At 46.7% G+C, this 23194-nt stretch carries 20 protein-coding genes; 14 read left to right on the top strand and 6 right to left on the bottom strand.

Annotation, left to right across the window (positions count from 1 at the left end; translation table 11 throughout):
- Positions 1-148 precede the first annotated feature (148 nt).
- The 3 genes from WG943_RS20370 (at position 149) to WG943_RS20360 (ending at position 3993) form a co-directional block, all read left to right on the top strand.
- The gene (locus WG943_RS20370; protein ID WP_340411803.1) at positions 149-1246 is read left to right on the top strand and encodes a helix-turn-helix domain-containing protein; all 1098 of its coding nucleotides are present in this window, start codon (positions 149-151) and stop codon (positions 1244-1246) included.
- Positions 1247-1359: 113 nt separating this feature from the next.
- The gene (locus WG943_RS20365) at positions 1360-2232 is read left to right on the top strand and encodes a carboxypeptidase-like regulatory domain-containing protein (RefSeq protein ID WP_340411802.1); all 873 of its coding nucleotides are present in this window, start codon (positions 1360-1362) and stop codon (positions 2230-2232) included.
- A gap of 24 nt (positions 2233-2256) precedes the next feature.
- Entirely contained in the window at positions 2257-3993 is a 1737-nt protein-coding gene (locus WG943_RS20360; RefSeq protein ID WP_340411801.1) for an erythromycin esterase family protein, read from the top strand.
- A gap of 19 nt (positions 3994-4012) precedes the next feature.
- Here the strand turns inward: WG943_RS20360 and WG943_RS20355 are convergent, their stop codons facing one another.
- A complete protein-coding gene (locus WG943_RS20355) occupies positions 4013-4921 on the bottom strand; it encodes a DUF72 domain-containing protein (RefSeq protein ID WP_340411800.1) in 909 nt (302 codons plus the stop codon).
- 376 nt (positions 4922-5297) lie between these two features.
- Between WG943_RS20355 and WG943_RS20350 the strand changes: the two genes are divergently transcribed.
- A complete protein-coding gene (locus tag WG943_RS20350) occupies positions 5298-5909 on the top strand; it encodes a septal ring lytic transglycosylase RlpA family protein (RefSeq protein ID WP_340411799.1) in 612 nt (203 codons plus the stop codon).
- A gap of 149 nt (positions 5910-6058) precedes the next feature.
- Here the strand turns inward: WG943_RS20350 and WG943_RS20345 are convergent, their stop codons facing one another.
- The 5 genes from WG943_RS20345 to WG943_RS20325 all read right to left on the bottom strand — a co-directional run bounded on the left by WG943_RS20345 (position 6059) and on the right by WG943_RS20325 (position 10172).
- A complete protein-coding gene (locus WG943_RS20345) occupies positions 6059-6760 on the bottom strand; it encodes a hypothetical protein (protein ID WP_340411797.1) in 702 nt (233 codons plus the stop codon).
- Positions 6761-6797: 37 nt separating this feature from the next.
- Positions 6798-7640 carry a DUF4097 family beta strand repeat-containing protein gene (locus tag WG943_RS20340; protein WP_340411795.1) on the bottom strand — a complete coding sequence of 281 codons (843 nt, stop codon included), beginning with the start codon at positions 7638-7640 and terminating at the stop codon, positions 6798-6800.
- A 39-nt stretch (positions 7641-7679) separates the two neighbouring features.
- The gene (locus WG943_RS20335; RefSeq protein WP_340411793.1) at positions 7680-8465 is read right to left on the bottom strand and encodes a HEAT repeat domain-containing protein; all 786 of its coding nucleotides are present in this window, start codon (positions 8463-8465) and stop codon (positions 7680-7682) included.
- The gene (locus tag WG943_RS20330; protein WP_340411791.1) at positions 8452-8964 is read right to left on the bottom strand and encodes an RNA polymerase sigma factor; all 513 of its coding nucleotides are present in this window, start codon (positions 8962-8964) and stop codon (positions 8452-8454) included. Before WG943_RS20330 ends, WG943_RS20335 begins: the two co-directional genes overlap by 14 nt.
- Positions 8965-9083: 119 nt before the next feature.
- A complete protein-coding gene (locus tag WG943_RS20325) occupies positions 9084-10172 on the bottom strand; it encodes a redoxin domain-containing protein (protein WP_340411789.1) in 1089 nt (362 codons plus the stop codon).
- A gap of 315 nt (positions 10173-10487) precedes the next feature.
- On the opposite strand from WG943_RS20325, the gene WG943_RS20320 reads away from it, so the two are divergent.
- The 10 genes from WG943_RS20320 (at position 10488) to WG943_RS20275 (ending at position 23172) form a co-directional block, all read left to right on the top strand.
- On the top strand, positions 10488-12134 hold the full coding sequence (locus tag WG943_RS20320; RefSeq protein WP_340411787.1) for a TldD/PmbA family protein: 1647 nt from the start codon (positions 10488-10490) through the stop codon (positions 12132-12134).
- 30 nt (positions 12135-12164) lie between these two features.
- Complete coding sequence (locus tag WG943_RS20315) at positions 12165-13481, top strand: TldD/PmbA family protein (RefSeq protein ID WP_340411785.1); 1317 nt, start codon at positions 12165-12167, stop codon at positions 13479-13481.
- A gap of 125 nt (positions 13482-13606) precedes the next feature.
- The gene (locus WG943_RS20310; RefSeq protein WP_340411784.1) at positions 13607-14224 is read left to right on the top strand and encodes a DUF4159 domain-containing protein; all 618 of its coding nucleotides are present in this window, start codon (positions 13607-13609) and stop codon (positions 14222-14224) included.
- Positions 14225-14311: 87 nt separating this feature from the next.
- Positions 14312-15307, top strand: coding sequence for an AAA family ATPase (locus tag WG943_RS20305; protein ID WP_340411783.1), 996 nt, complete (start codon positions 14312-14314; stop codon positions 15305-15307).
- Positions 15308-15437: 130 nt separating this feature from the next.
- Complete coding sequence (locus tag WG943_RS20300; protein WP_340411781.1) at positions 15438-15977, top strand: hypothetical protein; 540 nt, start codon at positions 15438-15440, stop codon at positions 15975-15977.
- Between the two features lie 124 nt (positions 15978-16101).
- Complete coding sequence (locus WG943_RS20295; protein WP_340411780.1) at positions 16102-16392, top strand: hypothetical protein; 291 nt, start codon at positions 16102-16104, stop codon at positions 16390-16392.
- Positions 16389-17282: a DUF58 domain-containing protein gene (locus tag WG943_RS20290; protein WP_340411779.1), complete on the top strand. Its 894-nt coding sequence runs from the start codon at positions 16389-16391 to the stop codon at positions 17280-17282. Before WG943_RS20295 ends, WG943_RS20290 begins: the two co-directional genes overlap by 4 nt.
- A gap of 161 nt (positions 17283-17443) precedes the next feature.
- Entirely contained in the window at positions 17444-18937 is a 1494-nt protein-coding gene (locus tag WG943_RS20285; protein ID WP_340411777.1) for a BatA domain-containing protein, read from the top strand.
- Positions 18938-21094 (top strand): DUF4175 family protein, encoded by a 2157-nt coding sequence (locus tag WG943_RS20280; protein ID WP_340411776.1) that lies wholly within the window; start codon positions 18938-18940, stop codon positions 21092-21094.
- Positions 21095-21387: 293 nt separating this feature from the next.
- Entirely contained in the window at positions 21388-23172 is a 1785-nt protein-coding gene (locus WG943_RS20275) for a hypothetical protein (protein WP_340411775.1), read from the top strand.
- The last annotated feature ends 22 nt before the right edge of the window (positions 23173-23194 follow it).

The following is a 23194-nucleotide window of genomic DNA, read 5'->3' as shown; positions in this document are numbered from 1 at the left end:
TTTATACTTTAAATACTGGAAGAGGCTAGCCAATTGGTTAGCCTCTTTTGTTTTAAGAACTAGTATTGGTTGCTTTTCCTGGAGTTAAGCGTAATATCACCTGTTATTTCGTAGCTTTATACTTTTAATACATCTTCGGAAACAAAGCTTGAGCCTGAATTTACTTGCCGTTGCCGACCTGCTTTCCTTCTCACAAGGACTGCTACTCGGAATACTTTTCCTAAGCAACTCTAAAGGGACCCGACATGCCAATATTTTCCTCGGCCTCTTTCTACTTTTATTTAACTTCGGTTCGCTTCATAGCTTTTTCCTTAACTCAGGGCTGATTTATCAACATAAATGGCTACTTGGTTTTCCATCGCTATTTCTATTTTGGTTTGGGCCATTACTTTACTTCTATACCAAGTCTGTTGCCACCAGTAGTTTTACCTGGAAACGCTCCTACAATTGGTGGTTTATTCCGGCAGCGGCAGAGCTGCTTGCTAATTTTACACTCCTGAGTTTAGGAACAGAGCAACTCTTTAAACTAGTTTACAACGAATACTTTATTTGGGGCTCTGCTTTGCATAGCTTCTCAGCCAGCCTTTTCTCTATCTACTTTACATTCTGCTCCCTGCGTATCATAAAGGCCTCTGCAGGTTTATCAGTTTTAAAACAGAAGTGGCTCAAGTATATCCTATACTACTTTATGGGGCGATTTACATTTTGGTCATTATACTTTGCCCTTGTACTTGCCCAGGCTTATCAGGCAATACAGTATACACCTGAGATTATCAGCTTTTTTGCTCTGATGGATTTTATAGCTGTATTCGCTATAAGCATCTTCAGTTTTAAGCACATGCACGAGGTCCATACCACTCAAAAAGAGGCTGCTTATACGTTAAGCCCTGAGCAGGAAACGTTATACTTTAACAACCTGCTGCTCCTGATGAAACAGGAGAGGCTATATCGGAAAAGCGACCTTAAACTTAATGAAGTAGCATCTTTACTCCAGACTAACGTGAAGTATGTTTCGCAACTTATTAAACTCCGCACAGGCAATAGTTTCACCAGCTTTATCAACACCTACAGGGTAGAAGAAGTTAAGAGCCGAATTATTGATGAGCAATTCCGGCACCTGACCATCATTGCCATAGCCGAAGAGTGTGGCTTCAACTCAAAAGCAACTTTTAACAGGGTGTTTAAAGAGCTGGAAGGCATGTCGCCCAAAGCTTACCGTGAGCAGCACATGAAACAGGTATATTAAAGGTCTCAGTTTCAGAAAATGGGCTATATAGGCTATAGAGCCCGCTTTCTTTAAGATCAGCACCTGTTATGTTTGTATTGTCATACTTCATCATCAACTGATAAAAACCAAACATGAAAGGCTTCTGGTTATTAATGGCAGGCTTATTCACTCTCCCTGCTATCGCACTGGCTCAACCCAGTACAATCAAACTACAAGGCATCACTGTTGATGCCTCCAACCATACACCTGTACCTTTTATAAGCTTAGGTTTGAAGGGTACAGACCTTGGCACTGTTAGCAACAACAATGGCGAATTCGAGCTGTTTGTAGCTGAAAAGCATGCCGCTGATACAGTAGTAATTTCAATGGTAGGGTACAGGGAGTTTCGGTACACCGTGAAGGATTTAGCTCAATTGCTCAAAGCCAACTCACATTTAGCCATGGTGGCGGCTACTTATACTTTAAATGAAGTAGAGGTAACAAGCCAGAAACTAAAAATTGTAACACTGGGCAACAAAGCTACTCCAGCCGGTGTCGGCATGACACCCTTTAAGTTCAGCAACCTGGGCAATGAGATTGGCCTACTGTGCAAGGTGAAAGGCAAAACAACTTACCTGGAGGAGTTTAACGTGGACATCTTCCTGAATGACTACGACACACTTTTCTTCAGGCTGAACATTTATACTTTAGAAAATGGCTTACCAAAGGATAATATCTTACATGCACCTGTATACCTCAAGTTTACCGGTAAGAAAGGAAAAGCAAGTATAAACCTGCAGCCTTACAACATCATGGTAAACGAAGATTTTGTTGTTAGCCTGGAATATGTCAAGAAGCTTCATAAAATAGATCTAACCAGAAAAGAGCAATCCGGCTTATACTTTGGAGCCAGGAAAGCGTTCGGTGGAACAGTTTTTACCCGAAGTGCCAGCCAAGCAGATTGGAACGTAAGCAGTAGTGGCTTGTTTGCGCCAAAAATGGAGGTCGCTGTAAAAAGCCTTTAAAGCATCAAACAATACGGACATAGCATGAGCAAAACTAAGAAGGTTATAAAATGGGTGCTGTATACTTTGCTAGTCGCGGTGGTGGCATTCTTTATCGAAAGGATGTGGACGCTACACTTACAGCGGACAATTGCCCCTGAAATAGCTGAGCACCTTGCTCCTTTAGACCTTTCCGGCACCAGCCGGGATACAGTAGCCTTTCACGAGGTGTTACATAAAATCGTAGATGATAAGTCTATTTTAGGTTTTGGAGAAGCAACGCACGGGACAGCAGAATTCGAGAGAGCCTTTGCTCACATCACTAAAAAGCTTATCCGGGAGAAGGGATTTAACGTGGTGGTATTTGCGGAGATGAACTTCGCCGACACGTGGGCACTCAACCACTACGTACTGCAAAACCGAGAAGGAGACGAAGCAGGATATCACACACCACACGCATTCATGCAGGAGGACAGGATACAACTGATAAAATGGCTCCGTACCTACAACAGCAATAAGCAGCCGCACGAGAAGGTGTGGTTACTTGGAGCAGATGTGAATTCACCAAATGAGGCGGCTCGTAACGCGCTGTTGTTTTGTGAAGAAAACAACATTGTTCTCCCCTCCGAAACACGCGAGGCACTAATAGCCGTCAAACAACTCACGCTGTATAGCGCAGCGCAAACTACTCGTGAGAAATTATCTTTGGAAGATCTTTTAAAAGAGATACAACCACTCCACAGACTGATACAGCAGAACAACCGCCAACAGGACAGCCTTAACCTGAGGCAACTATGGCTGTATCAAAGCATTACCAACTTAGATAATGCCCTTAGGTCATACTTCGCTGCCAGCCACTCACAAGATCCATTCAGGGATTCTACTATGTACAACAACATCAAGTGGGTTCTAAAGCAAAGACCAGAGGCGAAAATGCTTGTGTATGCACATAATGTACATATCGCAAAAAAGATTGGGTACAAAGATATTTCTCCTGGTGTTGCTCGTCTGGGATGGCACCTCAATCAACATCATCGGGATAAGTATGCGGTGATTGGCACCGAAGCTTGCAAAGGCAGCTATATCTACTCTGAAAAGGAGGAGACCACCACCATTGCTGAAAAGATGGGTAAAATAGGTACAGCTATAGCCAAGGCAACTGACACTCCTTCTGGCCTGCTGCACTTGAATGCGACGCCAGCGCTAACGGAGTTTTTTAATCGAAGCCACACCATCTCGATGGGTATTGCCTCTCCCGCACCCATGTATTCTAGAACAGAAGCCTTAGCCGAAGCATTTGATGGTATTTTCTACGTCAGAGAATCCACTCCGCTTCAAGTCAGGAAGCTGTACGGATTTGACATGGAGCTGGCGTTAGACAAGGAGAAGCATCGAAACTTGCTGCAGGGGAACTCCATCAGTCTCTCCTGCACAACCTCCTACAGCACTTTAGACACTCACCAGAGCAAGAAAGGAGTAGAACTTTCTATTAACTACCTAAACGAGGACCTGAAGTTGATTAACTACGAGACTACACAGCTATCGCCAGGTGGGAAGCTTGCGAAAGAGTACTCTTTGCCGGATGGCACAGCTTCCATTCGGTTGCGTTTCTCTGGATCCAAAGTAAAAGATTTCACTCTAACCAATTTCACAATAAATGGCATCCCTATACGTGAGCAGGACATCAAACTATATGGGGAACGCTACCAGCAAAAGTTTAAGAAGAAACTGTACCACTCGGCAAGTGCGCTTGGGCCCATACAAGTAAGTCTTGTAAAGTAATGGGCAACTAAGCCATTACCTAAAACAACTCCCCTTGCACCGGCTGCACAAACTTCTTCGGAGGCTTCAGGTCAAAGCCGCATACTTTGTTCAGCTGCTCTACCAGGTATGTCTCAAGCTCCGGGGCCAATGTATTATCAGGTTCGTGCACAAAAAAGTATAACTGGCGCAGGCCGTTCTCGAACCATACTTTCAGGCGCTGCACCCAATCATCGATGCGGGTATAATCAGTCGGATGCAAGCCATTACCAACAAAACGAACCATGGCAGCAGGCGTGGTAAGGCGCATGTGCAGCACATCGCGGCGTCCGGCTACATCGGTTAGCACAGTCCCAACATTATACTTCTGCAACACGTCAAAAAGCTCCAGGCTGGCTACGTTATCTACAAACCAATCGGGGTGGCGCAACTCCACGGTAATAGGTATACTTTCAGGGATAAAAGCCAGGAAAGCTTCCAGGTCAGGCAATTGGTTAGGGGCAAAGTATGGCGGCAACTGTAGAAAAGAACTACCGAGCTTATCCTCAAAGCCGGCAATGGCCTCGCAAAAAGCGGCTGTTACATCCTGGGTGCTGCGCAGGGCAGCCTCGTGGCTGATGAGTTGTGGAAACTTAGGGCAAAACTTAAACCCCTGCGGAACGGCATTTCGCCAGCGATCTACAGTAGTAGGGCTGGGTATATGGTAGTGTGTGCTGTTAAGTTCGATGGTGCTAAACTGCTTGCCATACCAGACCAGCGATTCTTTCTCAGGCATTCCGGCAGGGTAGTATTTTCCTACCCAGGCTTTGTTTACCCAAACTGGTAAGCCAATGTATACTTGAGGCTTCTCATAATTCCCTGACTGTCGCAGCAAAGGCAGTGTATCGGGGTGGTCTGGAGGTAGTGTAAAATCAACGCTACTGATATCTTGAAGCTTTCCAAAATCCATAGGTGTATGCTTATGTACTGGCTATACGATTTTACTACAAGTACAGGCAAAAAGACCAAAGCTGCAACAAGGTAAGTTACGAGCAAGGGTAAAAACCGGTAGCTTTTACTGGAATTTACCCTTGCGTTGAAAATTTTTTTTATTATTTTATATAGCTCCTACCTTATACTTAAAACTACCTGAAATGCAGCTTTAAAGCATAGCAAAAGGCTATTTTTGGTAAATTTGACTTATAGCAATTTTATCACTCCTGCCTGTATCCCCCTACACCCTCCTCACAATAATCGCGTAAAACGCCTCGTTTGAAAAATATTCCGTAATTTTGCGGCTTCACCAACTATTATCGCATATGATAAATAATAGAAAGTGCTTTTTATTGACCATTCTATTTTTCCTTTTTATTGGCATTAGCCAACTTGCTTTCGCACAAACTCAGGACATCCAAACCGGAGAAGCATCATGGTACGGAAGTAAGTATCATGGCAGAAAAACCAGCAGCGGCGAGCGTTACAACAAAAACGACATGACCGCAGCACACAAAACGCTACCTTTCGGCACTAAGGTTAAAGTAACCAACATCGAGAACGATGAGTCAGTGGTTCTTCGCATCAACGACAGAGGTCCTTTTGTAGGCGACCGTATTATTGATGTATCAGAGGTAGCTGCCAGAAAACTTGATTTTCATGCACAAGGCATCGGCAATGTTAAAGTAGAAGTACTGGAACTTCCGGGCGACTACAACCCACAGAACGCAGGTGTTTATACCATTCAGACAGGTGCTTACAGAAGCGCAAAGAATGCAATGGAGCTTAGTCAAAAGCTGAAATCATTCGACAAAAACCTGGATGTTGAGCTAATGGAAGACGAGTCTAAAGGCAAAAAAGTACTTCGCATCAGAGCAGGTCGTTTTACTAGCCGCCAGGAGGCAGAGGCATTTAACGAACTTCTGAAAGAAGAAGGTCTTTCCGGATTGGTAAAGGAAGCATAATCCGTTACTGAAGTATATCAAAGAGCGTAGGATATTTAATATCCTACGCTCTTTGCTTTTACCGGATCTCTATTCCTAGGCACACCCACATAAAAAAGCACAGCCAATATTAGCCGTGCTTTTATAGGAGAGTTAGATAGAGTCCTTTTTTAATTCTGCTTCCGGAGGTACACGTTGTTACTTATACTTTCTAGCTTAATATTAGTGCCGCCGCCGTTCACGTTCCCTTTTAGCTGGTAACCTACCATGGGCGTTACTTCTTTTTTATTCGTGAAAGCGATATCCATATCAGTATACACTTCACCGGTTATTGTTTTCAAAGAAACGTCCGCTCCCTTTTTTGCCGACCAGTTCATGTCTACAAAGCCGCTGATTGATTTTGCCGCCACTGGCCCGGTAACGCCCCTTATCTCAATGTCGCCGTTAATGGTTTCTACTGTCAGGTTGGCATCGCGGGGCACAAATATCTCATAGTTGATGGTGCTGCATGTGTAGCTGCGGGAACCGTCGTTGTAAGTAGAGTAGCTTTTGCTGTCGGGGCAGTCCGCTGCTTTGCCGTTTTTCATCTTTTCTTTGTCGAAGTCTACATTTACGCGGGCACTTGTCTGATCAGAGGCAAAGTCTAGCAGCAGGGCATCGTTTAGCTTACCGCTGTTTATCTCATATGTTATTTTAACGGAGGCTTCTTTTTTATCCCAGGATGTTATTTTGATATTATCTCCGAATTTAAGCTGTAAGTCTATGCGCTTGTTGGCTGGCACCTGCAGCGTTTTCTCTACGGTTTTAGATTGTGCCTGCACCAATACAGTCAAAAGAAGAAGGCAGATGCACAGGTAGAATGTCTTTTTCATGGCTTTATACTTTTAAGATTTAAAAACTGGCTCTGCTTTACTTAGCCTTCCGGATGTAAATGTTGTTGCTGATGGTGTACAGGCTCATCTCTACGCCACCGCCGTTTGTCTTACCATCTACTTTATTATTACCGCCAACCTTAGAAAGGCCATCGCGGTCAGCGTTTGGCAGGTTCATGTCAAAGTCAGTGTATACTTCGCCGTTAATAGTTTTCAGTTTAAAGTCTGCCTTGGTGCTGGCAGGCAAGGTAAGGTCTATAATGCCGCTTACTGTAGAGATGGAGTTTGGCTTGGCTTGGTTTACCTTATCATACTTGATGATAAAATCGCCGGAAGTAGAGCTAGCCACTACTGGCCCGGAAATCTTTTCGAGTGTGGCACCTGCGCTGTTCAGCTTCAGTTCAATCTCCCCATCCAGGTCAGACATAGTAATGCTCTTGCCACCCCACGAGGTCTCCTGATACATAACAGAGGCATTTTTAGGTACTTTGATAATATACCTGTTATCTTGACGGGAGGCTTGCGTAATTTTCAGGGTGTTTCCTTCTTTCTTTACCGAAAGCCCCAGTTCTGTATTGTCTTCGGCGGTGTTATAGAGTGGCTTCAAGCCGGCAGCGCGCGCAGGCGGTGGAGTATACTTTCCTCCGTCAATCACCACTTCATCCGAATTATGGCCCACAATCTGTACGCTTCCGCTCGTCATGGTAATAATCACTTTGTTATCCTTGCTGTTGCCCAACTTGGCTTTATAGGTAGCAGGCTTTGTTTGCCCGGCCTGCTCCAGTACAGGGTCAGTATCTGCTGCCGCAAACTGCTTGGCAGAAAGTGTGGTTGTGCTTAGCATCAGGCATAACGATGCCAGTAACATTGTCTTTTTCATGTTATATGGTATTAGATATTCCTTAAAAATTTTCCTTGGCTATATCAGCACCCCGAGTCCGTGTGCTGCCTTGTCTTTAACTACAGGTAACAGGTCTTTTTGCTCGGTAAGCTCCTGCAGCGGCTGTACTGCGCGCTTCTCCTTCATACTTACCAACATATCAATCAGCGTAATCTGAATCAGCGGGTCCTTCTGGTACCTCAGGCCATGTATAAATGCCTCACGCACCCTTTTATTTTCTTTGAACTCATAGAGGGCTTCACAGGCTGCTAAACGCACATTCACGTTGGCATCGTGGTTCATCGTGCTGATAAGCGCTTCTACTACTTCTTCGTCGGGCTCCTGCTCTGTCTGTTGGCTTACTAGTTGTATGCGCTCACTGGCCGAGTAAGTAGTATTGGCTGTTGCCAAGGCTGTTTTCAGCGCCTGTACATCCTGCTGCAGCGCTGCCACCTCGTTAACCTGAGAGTTTGTCTGCTGTTTGGCCAGGTAAAAGCCGGCCCAGAATACGCCTAACAATAAAAGTATACTTGCCGCCACATGCCATACTTTACCTGCATCAACCCAAGGCATAAACAGTTGCTTCCCGTTTTGCTGCTGCTCCGGCGCCTCAATTTTTGCCAGCAACCAGTCTTCTGTTATACTTTCATCCAGCTGCACTTCCTGCTGTTTGGCTATACTTTTAAACTGTGCGGCGTGTGGGCGCAGGTTCTCCGGCAGGTCCGGCTCCTGAGAGAAATACTCGCGCAGCCATGCTTCCTCGGCAAGCGAGGTGTTGCCCTCATAGTATTTATCCAGTAAGGTGCCTATGCTATCTTGCTTCATAATTCTCCAATTTTAAGTACCCATCTCGTACACTTTTGCGCGCTCTTGAAAGTATAACCCGCATATTGTTTACCGTCAGGTTGGTGATTTGCTCCATCTCCTCAAAAGTATAGCCCTCCACGTCGCGCAGGTGAAGTATAAGCCGTTGCTGCTCGGGTAATAGAGCGAGCAGATCCTGTACTTTGCTCACGCTGTCTGTAAGCTCATAGTGCTGGTAAGGTGTTTCCGCTCCAGAACTCAGCTCTACATCAGCTACATCTACCATCAGCTTGCTCTTTTTTGCCTTTAGCCTGTCCAGGCATAGATTCTTGGTAACACGCATGGCAAAGGCTTCTATACTGTTGCAAGCATTCAGCTTCTCTTTGTTCGTCCAGAGTTTTAGGAACACGTCCTGCAGCACATCCTCTGCTTCCTCCCTGTTCTGAAGCAGGAAAGAAGCCAGCCGGTATAGCTTGTGCTTGGCAGGTAGTACCTTTTGCTTAAACTCTAGTAGATCCATTCAATTACAAAGACGACGAGGAGTGGCAAACATTACAGCTGTTTCTTAAATTTTCTAAAAAATTTTTACACCAGAACTATCATGCTACACAGGAGCAAAACCTCGGTGCACATTATATTTTACTCCTCCATAATAGATTCTAACAACATCACGAGTTCCTCTCCCTTCAGGTCTTTGGCTATGATAACTCCATCTGGGTTAATCAGGAAATTTGCCGGCAACACCTGTATGCCATATTTTATGGCCACCTCATCCTCAAATCCTTTCAAATTCGACACGTTTGTCCAGGTCATGCTGTCTTTTTCGATGGCATTAAGCCACGCCTTTTCGTTTGTATCCAAAGAAACAGAAACAATCTCAAGTCCTTTTTCTTTCAGCTCTTCGTAAGCACGGGCAATGTTTGGATGCTCTGTTCTGCAAGGCCCACACCAACTCGCCCAAAAGTCCAGTAAAACATACTTGCCCTTAAAACGCTCCAGGTTTGTGTTTCCTCCGGTAGATAACTTCTGAGTAAACCCAATAGCTTTACTGCCTAGTTGGGTGGCCTTTGCCCCTTCTATTCTTGATAAAATGCTTTTACCCTCGGGACTGTCTTTGGCCCAATCTGGCAACTGCTTAAAGTATTGTTCTACTGTTGGTGGGTCTGTCAGCGAACTCGTGAGCCGGGAAAAGGCAAGTAAGCTTATAAAGGAGTCTTTATTCTTACTAAAGTAATCAGAGGCTTTCTTAACATCATCGGTTTTCAGACTGTCGAAAAGTATAGCCAGCTTCTTTAAACCTGCTGTGTCGTTCTTAGCTGTAAGTTCGCCATACAATGGAAAGTATTTTGGCCGCACCCTGTCATTCTCTGTCAAAAGCAGAAAATCATTCTGGAGCGGCGTTTTTTCTACTCTGACAGCTGCTGCTGCATCCACAAACACCTGTAAGGTGTTATTTGCCAGAAAAACAGCTGCAGGGCTAATAGCCTTATTATCAGTATAAAGTATGGCTGCAACCGGCTGTGCTAATTTCTTATTGAAGGTAAGTTGCTTTTTATCCGTCGTCAGGCTATCAATATACTTTGCACCTGCAATTTCATAGGCTATAAAGAGTTTGTTTGCCTTCTGGGTTTGATGGGGCGCTATAACCAAAGTATAGTAAAACTTGTGCTGTCCAAAACTTGCGGATGCGGTAAACAGCAAAACCAATATCAAAACAACTTTTCTCATAGTCAGCTAAACTTTTTAAACCTCTACTTAAACCCTTTATAATAACAAGACGATCAAGCAGGTATAACATTACAGCCATAGGCAAATTTTCTTCAGCGCTAACTACTTCTGCTTCCGGCGCTAGTAAACCGATGCCAATGACTGTATTAAAATTCTTTTGTCGCAGCTATTTTGATATAGTCTATTTCGGCATTTATCTAAACAATACCCGATTTAAGCTTTTTTACTACATCTATGTTTTGACGGCATTTTTAATATTAGTATACTTAGTTACCGAAAACTAAACTCATTAAACTTAAACTAACCTACTATACTTTGAAAAGACGTAATTTCCTCGAATTGTCGGCCCTTGGGCTCGGAGGCTTGATGATGCCTTCTATCCCTGTCTTCGGCGACATCGTTTCGCCGGAGCGCCTGCTGGAGACCGTGGACACGGCTCTTAAAAAGAAGCTTGCCGACGTGGCCCTGAACACTGCTAAATCGAAGGGTGCCTCTTACGCCGATGTGCGCATTGGCCGCTACCTGCAGCAGTATGTGTTTACCCGCGAGAAGCAGGTGCAGAACATCGTAAACGCAGAGTCTTATGGTGTGGGTGTGCGGGTGCTGGCAAATGGCACCTGGGGTTTCGCAGCCACCTCGGATGTATCGGATAAAGGCATAGCTAAAGCTGCTGAGCAAGCAGTTGCCATTGCTAAAGCAAACTCTAAGCTGCAGAAAGAACCTGTAAAGCTGGCTCCTGTAAAAGGCTATGGCGAGGTAAGCTGGAGAACACCAATCGAGAAAAATGCTTTTGAAGTACCAGTAGGCGAGAAAGCCGACTTGCTGTTGGCTGCCAACGCCAAAGCGATGGAGAATGGTGCGAACTTCGTTAACTCTGCCCTGTTTCAGGTAAACGAACAGAAATACTTTGCCTCTACCGAAGGCTCTTATATCGATCAGGATGTGCACCGCATCTGGCCAAACTTTACGGTTACAGCCGTTGATAAGGCATCTGGCAAGTTCCGTACGCGCGAGGCACTTAGCGCACCAATGGGAATGGGCTACGAGTACATGATCCCGAAGGCATCTGAAAAGATAAAAGGACCTGAGGGCACTGGCCTGATGGGTTACCGCTACGCCTACGATATGCTGGAGGATGCAGCCCTTGCCGCAAAACAAGCCAAGGAAAAGCTGACAGCCAAATCAGTAGCAGCCGGTAAATACGACCTTATACTTGACCCGAACCACCTGGGCTTAACAATCCATGAATCGGTGGGCCACCCGCTGGAACTGGACCGCGTGTTGGGCTACGAAGCCAACTATGCCGGTACGTCTTTTGCCACGCTGGATAAGTGGAAGGGCAAGAACTTCAAGTATGGCTCTGACAAGGTGCACATCTTTGCTGATAAAACGCAGAAAGGCTCGCTTGGCTATGTAGGCTGGGACGACGAAGGCGTAAAAACAAAGCAGTGGGATCTTATTAAAGACGGTATACTGGTAAATTACCAGGCCATCCGCGATCAGGCGCACATCATCAATGAGCCGGAGTCGCATGGTTGCTGCTATGCCGACAGCTGGAGTTCTGTACAGTTTCAGCGTATGCCAAATGTATCCTTGGCACCAGGCAAGCAAAAAATGAATGTAGACCAGCTAATTAGTGGTGTTGACAAAGGCATTTACATTGCTGGCCGCGGCTCTTACTCTATAGATCAGCAGCGTTATAACTTCCAGTTTGGCGGTACAGCATTCTACGAGATAAGTAAAGGCAAAATTGTAGGCATGCTGGAAGATGTTGCTTACCAGAGCAACACCCAGGAATTCTGGAACTCCTGCGCAGGCTCCTGCGACGAAAGCGATTACCGCCTGTTCGGCTCGTTCTTCGATGGTAAAGGTCAGCCAAGCCAGGTTAGTGCAGTGTCGCACGGTTCTTCCCACACCCGTTTCAACGGTGTGAACGTGATCAACACAGCGCGTAAAATCTAGTCTTTCACCTTCTAATGAGCATTAAGTAAAATGGCTATATTAACTAAAGAAGAAGCTCAGGCGATACTGAAAAAGGCGCTGGCTTTCTCAAAAGCAGATGAGTGTGAGATTACGCTCAGCGGCAACAATGGCGGCAACATCCGCTACGCCCGAAACGAAGTATCTACAAGCGGTGCGGAAGAAAACACCACCATGGCTGTAGAGTCTCGTTTCGGCAAGCGCTCCGGCGTGGCAACTATAAATGAGTTTGATGATAAGTCTTTAGAGAAGGTAATCCGCCGTTCTGAAGATACAGCTCGTTTAGCACCGGAAAGCCCGGAATATATTGAGTTTCTGGGGCCACAGGAATATATCACAACCAAAGCGCATTTCGACGCAACAGCTAAGATAGACCCGGCTTACAGAGCTGAGGCTGCCGCTAATAGTATAAAAGCAGCCGCCGACAAAGGCCTGACAGCTGCCGGCTTCCTGGAGCACTACACCAGCTTCACATCCAAGATGAACAACAAAGGTTTGTTCGCCTATCATCCGTCTACCTTCGTAGATTTCTCTGTAACCATGCGTACCGAAGATGGCACCGGCTCTGGTTATGTAACACAGGATTTTTCGGATGTAAGCAAACTGGATACAGGTAAAGCATCACAAATAGCCGCTGAGAAAGCAGCTAATTCTAAAAATGCCAAAGCCCTGGAGCCAGGTAAGTATACGGTTATTCTGGAGCCTGCCGCCTCTATCGACCTGCTGCAAAACATGTTCTTTAACATGGACCAGCGTAATGCCGAAGAAGGACGCAGTTTTCTGAGCAAGCCGGGAGGCAAAACAAAGGTTGGCGAGAAACTGGTGGATGAACGTATTAATGTTTATTCTGATCCTTCACATCCTGATGTACCGGGTTCTCCGTTTGCCGGCGATGGCCGCCCTCAGAAGAAAATCACCTGGATAGATAAAGGTGTGGTGAAGAACCTGTATAACAGCCGGTATTGGGCATCAAATAAAGGTGCTGTGTCTGTTCCGCCGCCAAGCAACGTGATCATGGAAGGCGGCAACCAGTCGTTGGAAGATATGATCAAGAGCACCAAGCGTGGTATTTTGGTTACACGTCTGTGGTATATCCGCTCCGTAGACCCTCAAACGCTGCTCTATACCGGCCTTACCCGCGATGGTACTTTCTATATCGAAAACGGCAAGATCATGTACCCGGTAAAGAACTTCCGCTTCAACGAAAGCCCGATTATCATGCTTAACAACCTGGAGGCCCTGGGTAAGCCTCAACGTATCAACGGCAGCCTGATTCCGCCAATGAAGATCCGTGACTTTACATTTACGAGTCTTTCAGATGCGGTTTAATTGCTGCTGATTTACTAACTAATTTTCCTGTCATCTCGACGATAGGAGAGATCTGAAATGAATTTGAATAAGATCTCTCACGTTGTTCGAGATGACAGTTAGTTTAATCACTATCCATTTTATAAGTGCAACCTTTCACCTTCGTGCGCCTGCAGTACCGCTCCGGCAACTGGGATACCGATCCCCGTATGCCAAGTAACTTGCTGCATTCGCTTATCCAATACACCACAGTAAAGGTAAACGAGCAGGAGAAGGTGATTTCGTTGGAGAGTTCGGAATTGTTTAACTATCCTTTTAGCTACCTGAGTGGTCATAAGCTGGTGCAGTTTAACCAGAAGGAGCGGCAGAACTTTGAGACGTATGTGAAGAACGGCGGCTTCGTGTTTGTAGACGACTGCAATCACGACATCGACGGGCTTTTTGCAAAATCGTTTGAAGAGCAGATGCGGCAGATATTTGGAGCAGGTGCGCTGAAGAAGATACCAAACAACCATAAACTATATCGCAGCTTCTTCACCTTTGAGGATGGACCTCCTACTACAAGCTTCGAGCTAAACGGTTGGGGCGACGACCTGGTGCACGATTACTTAAAAGCGATAGAGGTAAACGGACGCATAGCTGTCCTTTACAGCAACAAAGACTACGGCTGCGAATGGGACTACGATTTCAGAAACAAACGCTGGCTGGCAGAAGATAACACCAAGTTTGGAGTGAATATAATAATGTATGCGCTGACTAGTTAATGAATAATTATGAATGAGTAATGATTTATTCTCTCAAAGTACATTTCCATTCATCATTATTCATTCGTCATTGATAATTAAAACACCGTGACTGAACAAGACATAAACCACCTGCTTAGCAAGCTGCCACAGCTAAAGCAGGAAATACAAAAAGTAATCGTAGGCCAGGAAGAGGTACTCGACGAAGTGCTGATAACCATGATGGCTGGCGGACACGGTTTGCTGGAAGGCGTACCAGGCCTTGCCAAAACCCTATTGGTACGCACCCTCAGTAACGCGATGGATCTGGGCTTTAGAAGGATACAGTTTACCCCGGACCTGATGCCAACTGACATTCTGGGAACTGAGGTCCTCGAAGAAGACCACGCCACAGGCAAACGCTTTTTCAAGTTTAACGAGGGACCGATCTTTTCTAACATTGTATTGGCTGACGAAATAAACCGTACGCCGCCCAAAACACAGGCAGCGCTGCTGGAGGCCATGCAGGAGCACGAGGTAACTTATGCAGGCACAACGTACTTCCTACCGAAGCCATTCTTTCTGCTAGCTACCCAAAACCCGATAGAGCAAGCCGGCACCTACCCGCTACCCGAGGCACAGCTAGACCGTTTTCTGCTCTACATCAAAATAAAGTACCCGACCGAGCAGGAGGAGCTAAACATACTTTCGAGCACCACCGGCACGCGCCAGGCGCAGGTGCAGCCTATACTTAGCGGCGAAGAGGTAATGCAGCTGCGGCAGCTGGTGCGTGAGGTAAGTATAAGCGAAGAGTTGTTGAGCTTTGTAAACCAACTCGTACGCGCCACCCGCCCCGACAGTACAAGTATAGATTTTATAAAACAGTACTGCCGCTGGGGAGCAGGCCCGAGAGCAGGGCAGGCACTTATACTTACATCAAAAGCCAGGGCGCTACTAAATGGCCGTTTTGCTGTAACTGCAGAGGATATTAAAACAATGGCTTACCCGGTAATGCGCCACCGCGTGTTGGTAAACTTCGCCGCCGAAGCAGAGCGTGTAACGCCGGATAAAGTGGTGGACGAGTTGCTGCAAAGTATAAAGTTGCCGAAAGCGGTGTTGGTGTAGGCCCTGCGGGCAATTATAAATGATGAATTAGGAATTATGAATTGGTAATTACTGGCGCGGGTATCCAACCCGTGACGTGGAGTGGGTGAGAGTCTCCAGACTCGCGTGTAACTTAATAAGAAAGAAACAGATGGAAGAGCTAACAACTATAAAACTGACGGAGACGGGCACACAGCTCCTGAAGAAGATCGTGGGAGAGCGTATCTGTTACTTCTTTACCGATAGAATAAAAGTAGAAGCTGCAGGCAGTAAGGTACTGTACTGGGCCCCTGAATTTGCGCTTGGCCTGAAAACTAACCGCGGCGACCTGACCTTCATTAACATCAGCGCAGATTATAAACTTACGCCTGGTTCGAGTACCACCTACTACGAGTTTGCCATCGAAGAAAGCAAAATGCCGCTCCGCTGCGAAAAGCTGCTGCAGTCAGGGCAGTACTCGGAGATTAAGGTACTATCGTCGCAGGTGCTGATGCTGGAAGTGTACCAGGACTGGAACCAGGAGTTCGACGAAACCATACATTACGACGCCGCCATCGTGCTCTACACCGACACCCGAAAGTATATGCTGAAGGTGCGCGAAGAGTTAGTGGGTGGAGTGGATGTTATATTGGATGAAGCAGCTATTGAGGCGGAGTTGGTGGATTTGAAATTGAGGCAGAGTTTGGTGTAAGTTTTAAGACTAGAAATGCAGAAGTTAGAATTAGATGACTATTGCCCCTGTTATGGCTACAACACATTTGAGGGAGAAGAACGATTGCAATTTGTCATTTGTCCGAACTGGTTAACTTCTATCAATGAAACTGATAATTAAAAGAGTTGCTATATGGCTGGGAATAGTTTTGATAGATTTAGCTGTTTATGCTGCCTTGGGGATAATGATGATGGCCTACGATGACTTTTATGATGAGAGCAAGGGAGAATACTGGAGTTGGGCAAGTATGACTAATTTTGACAGGGCAGTAATTGTAGGTTTATACTTTTGGCATTTAGTCAATTTTGTTGCAGCGAGCATCATAATCTATAATGCAGTTAAATCATTAAATGGAAAACATAAGCCCAACCATCCCATAAACCCTAGTCCTTGAGCACCCACAAATTCATCGACCCGAAGGTACTGGCTACCATAAAAGACCTGCCGCTGTTGGCTAAAACAGTGGTGGAGGGCTTTTTGGCGGGGCAAAACCAGAGTTTGAGGCGTGGTGCAGGGCTGGAGTTTAGCCAGTACCGCAGTTACCAGCCCGGCGATGATCTGCGCCAACTCGACTGGAAAATGTTTGCCCGCTCCGACCGCTACTACATCCGGGAGGCCGAGGTAGACACCAACATTACAGTGCGGTTTATACTGGACGGCAGCGCCTCGATGGCACATGAGGATTTGAACGGAGTCAGCAAGATGGACTATGCACGGTTTATGGTGGCGTCGCTGGCTTACCTTGCTACCACGCAGGGTGATGCCGTGGGGCTGTACGTGCTGCACGAGAACCAACTCATCAACCTGACCCCGCGCTCCGATAACATGCACCTGCAGCGTTTCTGGCACCAGCTGGCTGAAGTAAAGCCACAGGGTAAGTTTCCGGGCATTGAGGTGGCTGCTAACCTGTTCGCCGATAGGCGGCAGAAAGAGCTTACCGTTTTCCTGTCGGATTTGTATGAGCACGAGCACGAGATAAAGGACCTGCTGTATAAGCTGGGAGCACAAGGCCACGAGTTGCTACTGGCCCACCTGATGAGCCGCAACGAATTGGAGTTTTCCTACACCGGCACCCTCACCTTCGAGGACTTGGAAACAGGGCAAACGCTACAGGTAAGCAGCGCCTCACAAAAGCAATCTTACTTAGCCAAGCAACAGGAGTGGCTGCAAGACATAGAAAAAGACATGCGCAACCGCCAGATAGCCTACAATAGGTTTGTAACCGACGAGCCGCTGGATAAGGCGCTGAGAGCATTCCTGCAAAAGCGGCTGCTCTACGGATAATTTTGAATGAACGAATGAGTGATTGAGTGCATAAAAAATATGAAGAACCCACCCCTGACCCCTCCGAGGAGGGGAATATTTTGCACGAGTAGAATTCCCCTCTTGGGAGGGGTTAGGGGTAGGTTAATCGCCCCACAAACTAATAACCAACAACTATAAACTTGTACTTCCTCGCACCATACTTACTTTTTGCAGCATCGGCTATACTTATACCGATTGCCATTCACCTGTGGAACAAGCGGCAGGGGAAGACGGTAAAGGTGGGTAGTTTGCGTTGGCTGGAGGCGTCGGCGAGTAACCGATTGAGCAGTATAAAGCTGAGTAACTTCTGGCTGCTGGTGCTGCGCTGCCTTATACTTATACTTTTGGCTGTGGCGCTGGCACAACCTGTGCTGGAGCATCAGGCGCAAAAACCTAAGGGATCAAAAGCTGTAGTAGTCGGCGAAGAACTACTTTATACTTCCGCCTTAAAACCCATCAAACCAACTATAGATTCTCTGTTGCAGCGCGGTTATACTTTACACAAGTATACACCAGATCTGGAGCAGATACCGCAGGAAGAGTGGCAGCAGATCAGCAGCCGTACACAAGACAGCACAATAGAGAATAACACAAACTACTGGAGCCTTCTGCCTGCCCTTGCCTCAAAGTATAAATTGCCACAAGATAGCGTATTGCTTTTCACCTCAGACCAGCAGCAGTATTTTGCAGGCACCCGCCCCGAAACGTTACCACAGCACATCCGCTGGATACCGGTTGCTACGGATAAAAGTATAACCTGGCTTCAGGCGGCTATCCAAACAGCACCCGACAGTTTGCTGCTCATACTTGGCCACAGTTCCCGCGAAGGCACCAACTATAGCAAGTATAAAACAGCCGCATCTGTACAAAGTATAAACCTGCCAGCTAATCAGCAGTTGCAATTGCAACGCCAGCAGGACACCCTACAGGTCACCATCTCTGGTAACAGCAGCAAAGTAAAAGTGCAGACAGAGCCGCTGCAGGTAGCCATACTTGCTGATGAAGCGCAACAGGCAGAAGTACCATACTTAAGAGCAACTTTGCAAGCCATCAGCAATTATACTGATGTGCCGATTCAAATTAAAGCTGATACCACTAATGCTGACTGGGTTTTCTGGTTACGCAGTAAAGAGCTGCTTGAAAGTATAAACCAACAGGTAAAGCATGGGCTACAGGTATGGATTCAGCAGGGGCAAAAGTCTCAAAGTGTAAAGACCAGCTTAACGGGAGCAGGCGCCACAGCTATAAAAGTGCATCAGCTTAACCAACAAAAGCCACCGCCGCAAAATCAACTTTGGACTACGGCAAACGGAGAAGAGTTGCTGTATTTCCAAAACATTGGTCGGGGTAAGGTTTATACTTTCAGGAGCGGGTTTTCACCAGCCTGGAGTGAAATGGGGCAGAGTGCACAGCTGCCGGAGTTGCTGCTACCATTGCTCCTGCCGCAACCACAGGCAACTTACGACTACCGAGCCATAGATGAACAACAGCTGTTGCCCGTAAACCAAGTAAAGGCAAAGCCAGTCCGTACAGATAAAACTGCTCAAACACCGTTGCTCAGATGGTTTGTTCTGGCAGCCTGTGTTTTATTTTTGATAGAGAGAATTATCGCCAACAGGCGCAGCAAAGTATAAATGGCCACACCAGATAGCATCCATATCTTACACCGCATTCGCAGGCAGTACGTGCAGGCGAAGCTAGGGCTGTATGCGTTGCAGGCTCTGGCTGCTATACTTGTGGCAGTGGCTATACTTTGGCGCTGGAAACTTGAAGTGCCTCTGCTAGCATCTACCGCTTTGGCTATACTTCTAGGAGCAATTTTATACTTTGTACTTCGCTGGAGATCAATTTCTAAAATCAGCCTGCAACACGTAGCGCGCCATCTTAACAGGCAATACCCGCAACTCGAAGATAGCACCGAACTTCTCCTGCATGAGCCTGAGAATCTACTGCAAAAGCTACAGCAGCAACGTGTATCAAGTGAGTTACTACAGCTGCATCCGGAGCAGCAGAAAACTTTTAGTCTGCGTAGCACTGCCACCTATACTTTCCTGGGGTTAGCGTTGCTATTTTCTATCGGAATTCTATACTTGCCGGCAAAACCGCTTGCAACATCCCAGCCCGAAAGTATAAAAGTTGAGTTTCCGAACGCTCCGGTTGCCGCTGCCGATACGGCTGCTAAAATTGAGGAGATAGAAATTTCTATCGCTCCGCCTGCTTACACAGGCAAAAGCACCTACCGCGCTGAAAATCCTAATTTGCGTGTAGAAGAGGGAGCCACCGTAACCTGGCGCATCGGCACAAACAAACCAGCCAAATTGCAGCTGGAGCTAAACGAACAAAAACCGATCAGCTTCAAAAAACAAGGCAAAAACTATACTTTAACGCGCAATTTCAGTACGGCTGGGCTCTACACCATCAACCTGAACGGGCAGAAATCGTCCTTTTATACGTTGGAAATTATCCCGGACGAGGCTCCAACTATCCAGATCCAGAAGCCGGAGCAGTATACGGAGGTACTTTTTGGGGAGCCGCAACGCGTAACCCTACAAGCACAGCTTGCTGATGATTACGGCATCCGCGAAGCCAACATGATTGCCACTGTAGCCAAAGGAACAGGCGAGGCCGTGAAGTTCAGGGAAGAGAAGATTAAACTCAACCTAAGCGGCAATTCCAAAAACTATACAGTAAAACAAACCCTGGACCTGCAAAAACTGGGCATGACCTACGGCGATGAGCTATACTTTTACCTGCAGGCCTGGGACCGCCACCGCGGCTACACCCGTTCCGAAACATACTTTGTGCAGATAGAGGACACCACCATAGTTGATAACTCTTTTGACCTGTCGATGGGCGTGAACCCGGTGCCGGAGTATTTCAGGAGCCAGCGCCAGATCATCATTGATACCGAGAAGCTGCTGAAAGAGCAGAAAAGTATAACCCGTGCCGAGTTTGAGCAGCGCTCCAACACCCTGGGTATAGACCAAAAGCTACTGCGCCTGCGCTACGGCAAGTTTCTGGGTGAGGAGTTTGAAAGCGGCATTGGTCCCGGAGGCGGCATACCCGAAGGCGAGGAGCATTACGAAGGCGACGGTCATGACCACGAAGAGTTTGCAGACAAGAACAGCGCCGAAGCTTTGCTGGACCCATACATGCACAAACACGATCAGGAGGGCGAAGCGACATTTTTTGAACCAGCTGTAAAGGCCAAATTAAAAGGAGCCTTGGCTCAAATGTGGGAAGCCGAATTGCGCCTGCGCACACATAAACCTAAGGAGGCGCTGCCCTACGAGTACAAGGCGCTGCGCATGCTAAAAGATGTACAGCAATCGCAGAGGGCTTATGTTGCCAAAACCGGTTTCGAAGCTCCGCCATTGAAAGAACCGGAACTGCGCCTGACGGGAGAGCTGAATAAAGTTACGCCACTGAGTGATCAGAAAAGTATAGATGCAGAGAAGCCGTTGCCAAATACCAGCGCAGCGCTGCAATGGGTGGCAAAGTATAAGCAGAACGGCAAGTATAAATCGGCTGATGCTACCATTCTGGAAAAAGCTGGTCAGGAACTGGCACAGCGTTCACTCAACAAACCCGGCAGTAATTTAAAAGCTTTGCAAGATCTGAGAACTATAATTTCGGAGGTGCAGCGTGGGGAGGCTTTGTGTAAGTCGTGTTTAGTTTCGATAGAACGTGCATGGGTGAATTTGTTGCCGCCAGCAGAGCAGACGCCACAGCCGCAGCAGGCAGTAAGGAGTAAACTGGGAAGAGTGTATATGAAAAAGTTAGAAAATTAGAGAGTTTGGGGAGTTAGAAAGTTGTTTTTATACCGATCAACATCCTCCTACTCCCTTCAAAGGGCGACTTTTAAGCTTTTACCATTCCTACTGTCATCCTGGAAGGATCTTGTGTGAAGGGAGGTTAAGCCACTACTATAACACTTTTTAAAAAAGGTTATTTGCTGGCGCGAGTTTGTAACTCGTGCTTACAATTAGGTTGAGTTTGTAAACCGATTGGGCTAGAGGCCCAACTATAGCCGGCACGAGCGTGGACGCTCGCGCCATCAGATAAAGTAGAATTAAAACATAAAATGTATACCTGGTTAATCGCAATCCCTGTTACCTTACTCCTGCTATGGCTGGCATGGCGCAGGCCTAACCGGCAGCGGCTGGCACTACGCTTGGTGGCAAGTGTAGTGGCTGGTATCAGCTTGGTGCTACTGGTTTTCCCTCCGGTTACAGAGCAAGCCATTAACCCGAGTGCGGCCATACTTTTAACCGAAGGCTATAACCAAGATACGTTAGAGGCAATCCTGAAAAAGCAGGACGCGAAGCCTATAGTTTATACTTTACATGCTGATGCTGACGAAGCCATTCCTCTAACAAACCTTTATACGTTGCGCCAACAGCAGCCGGGTTTACAAACAGTGCATTTGTTAGGATACGGCTTAGAAGAACAGGAGCTAAAGGCTCTGACAGATGTGCAGCTAGTCCCACATCTATCAGAAATGCCAGCCGGGGTAAATACAGTGCAGTGGCCGGAAGCGGTAAAGTTAGGAGAGGCCGTAACTATAGCAGGAAAATATAAATCCGAAGGTCAAGCCAAATTATACTTACAAGCAGCAGGCCAACTGCGCGATTCTGTAGAGATCAAACCTGATAGCAGCTATACATTTAGCCTGCGTAACACACCAAAGCTAACTGGCCGCTTTGTTTATACGTTGCTGGCTAAAACCGGAGCTAATACAGATACATTGGGGCAAGTACCGGTACAGGTAGCAGAACAGCAGCAATTAAGTATACTTTTACTGGCCTCTGCGCCATCTTTTGAGTTCAAGTTCCTGAAGAACCACCTAGGAGAACAACAGCACAAAATAGCTTACCGCACTACAGTCAGTAAAAACATCAACCAGAGCGAGTGGGTGAACATGATTAAGACCGACCTTAGCCGAATCAGCCCTAAACTGCTGCAGAACTTTGATGTGGTTATAACCGAGCCCCAGGCGCTACAAAGTATGAGTGCCAGTGAAAGAGCAGCCTTACAACGTGCCGTTACCGAAGATGGTTTGGGCGTGCTTACCGTTGCTACAGAACCTGCCAACAACCGCAGTGCCAGCTTCTTTACTAACTTCCAGAGCAAGCGGATCTCGCAACAAGACACCCGCAGCACCCGCGCCAATTGGTCTGGAAGTGAGGTAAGTATAAATGCATCGCCTTATACTTTGGTAAACACAACAGCTGTAAATAGTTTGATATCTGAACAGGGCAACAATTTGTTGGCCGGAGCAAAAAAAGCTGGCTGGGGTAAAGTGGCCATGAGTTACATCCCGCAAACATTTCCGTGGCAACTGGAGGGCAAAGATGATGTGTATGCCAGCTATTGGGCTACCATATTATCGGCTATCGCTAGAGAGCAAGTGAAAGAGAAGTTCTGGCAACTTGAGAAACCGCAGGTGCCGCATCCGGATAAACCAGTTATACTTTCTTACACTGATCATACTTTGTTGGCAGGTGTCGCAGCCCCAACATCAACTGTAACCAGCTTAACAGACTCTGTAAGTATCAGCCTGCCGTTGGAGCAAAATATCCATCAACCCTCAACCTATAACGGCACCTTCTGGCCACGCAACAGCGGCTGGCATAAAGTAGAAACCGCTAACTCGGAGCCATACTTTTTTTACGTGCAGGAGCAATCGGATTGGGAGTTCCAAAGTATAGCCGAACGTAAGGCTGCCACCGAGGCTTTTGCAGCACAGCAAAACACAACTGCCGATGAAGTTACAGTTGCTTACAGAGAAGAACCGGTTTCGCTGATCTGGTTCTTCGTGCTCTTTGTATTAAGCAGCGGATTTTTGTGGCTGGAGGAGAAGCTTTAGCTAAAACACTCACAGGTCAGGA

Origin of the sequence: Pontibacter sp. H249, from assembly GCF_037892465.1 — a bacterium.
GTDB lineage: Bacteria > Bacteroidota > Bacteroidia > Cytophagales > Hymenobacteraceae > Pontibacter.
The sequence above is the reverse complement of the archived record's forward strand: the minus strand, read 5'-3'. Positions and strand labels throughout refer to the sequence as shown.

Coding starts and splice junctions, on each gene's coding strand:
- WG943_RS20315 (WP_340411785.1), top strand. CDS start 12,165: ATGGCTATATTAACTAAAGAAGAAGCTCAGGCGATACTGAAAAAGGCG.
- WG943_RS20330 (WP_340411791.1), bottom strand. CDS start 8,964: ATGGATCTACTAGAGTTTAAGCAAAAGGTACTACCTGCCAAGCACAAG.
- WG943_RS20325 (WP_340411789.1), bottom strand. CDS start 10,172: ATGAGAAAAGTTGTTTTGATATTGGTTTTGCTGTTTACCGCATCCGCA.
- WG943_RS20340 (WP_340411795.1), bottom strand. CDS start 7,640: ATGAAAAAGACAATGTTACTGGCATCGTTATGCCTGATGCTAAGCACA.
- WG943_RS20345 (WP_340411797.1), bottom strand. CDS start 6,760: ATGAAAAAGACATTCTACCTGTGCATCTGCCTTCTTCTTTTGACTGTA.
- WG943_RS20275 (WP_340411775.1), top strand. CDS start 21,388: ATGTATACCTGGTTAATCGCAATCCCTGTTACCTTACTCCTGCTATGG.
- WG943_RS20360 (WP_340411801.1), top strand. CDS start 2,257: ATGAGCAAAACTAAGAAGGTTATAAAATGGGTGCTGTATACTTTGCTA.
- WG943_RS20300 (WP_340411781.1), top strand. CDS start 15,438: ATGGAAGAGCTAACAACTATAAAACTGACGGAGACGGGCACACAGCTC.
- WG943_RS20295 (WP_340411780.1), top strand. CDS start 16,102: ATGAAACTGATAATTAAAAGAGTTGCTATATGGCTGGGAATAGTTTTG.
- WG943_RS20365 (WP_340411802.1), top strand. CDS start 1,360: ATGAAAGGCTTCTGGTTATTAATGGCAGGCTTATTCACTCTCCCTGCT.
- WG943_RS20335 (WP_340411793.1), bottom strand. CDS start 8,465: ATGAAGCAAGATAGCATAGGCACCTTACTGGATAAATACTATGAGGGC.
- WG943_RS20355 (WP_340411800.1), bottom strand. CDS start 4,921: ATGGATTTTGGAAAGCTTCAAGATATCAGTAGCGTTGATTTTACACTA.
- WG943_RS20280 (WP_340411776.1), top strand. CDS start 18,938: ATGGCCACACCAGATAGCATCCATATCTTACACCGCATTCGCAGGCAG.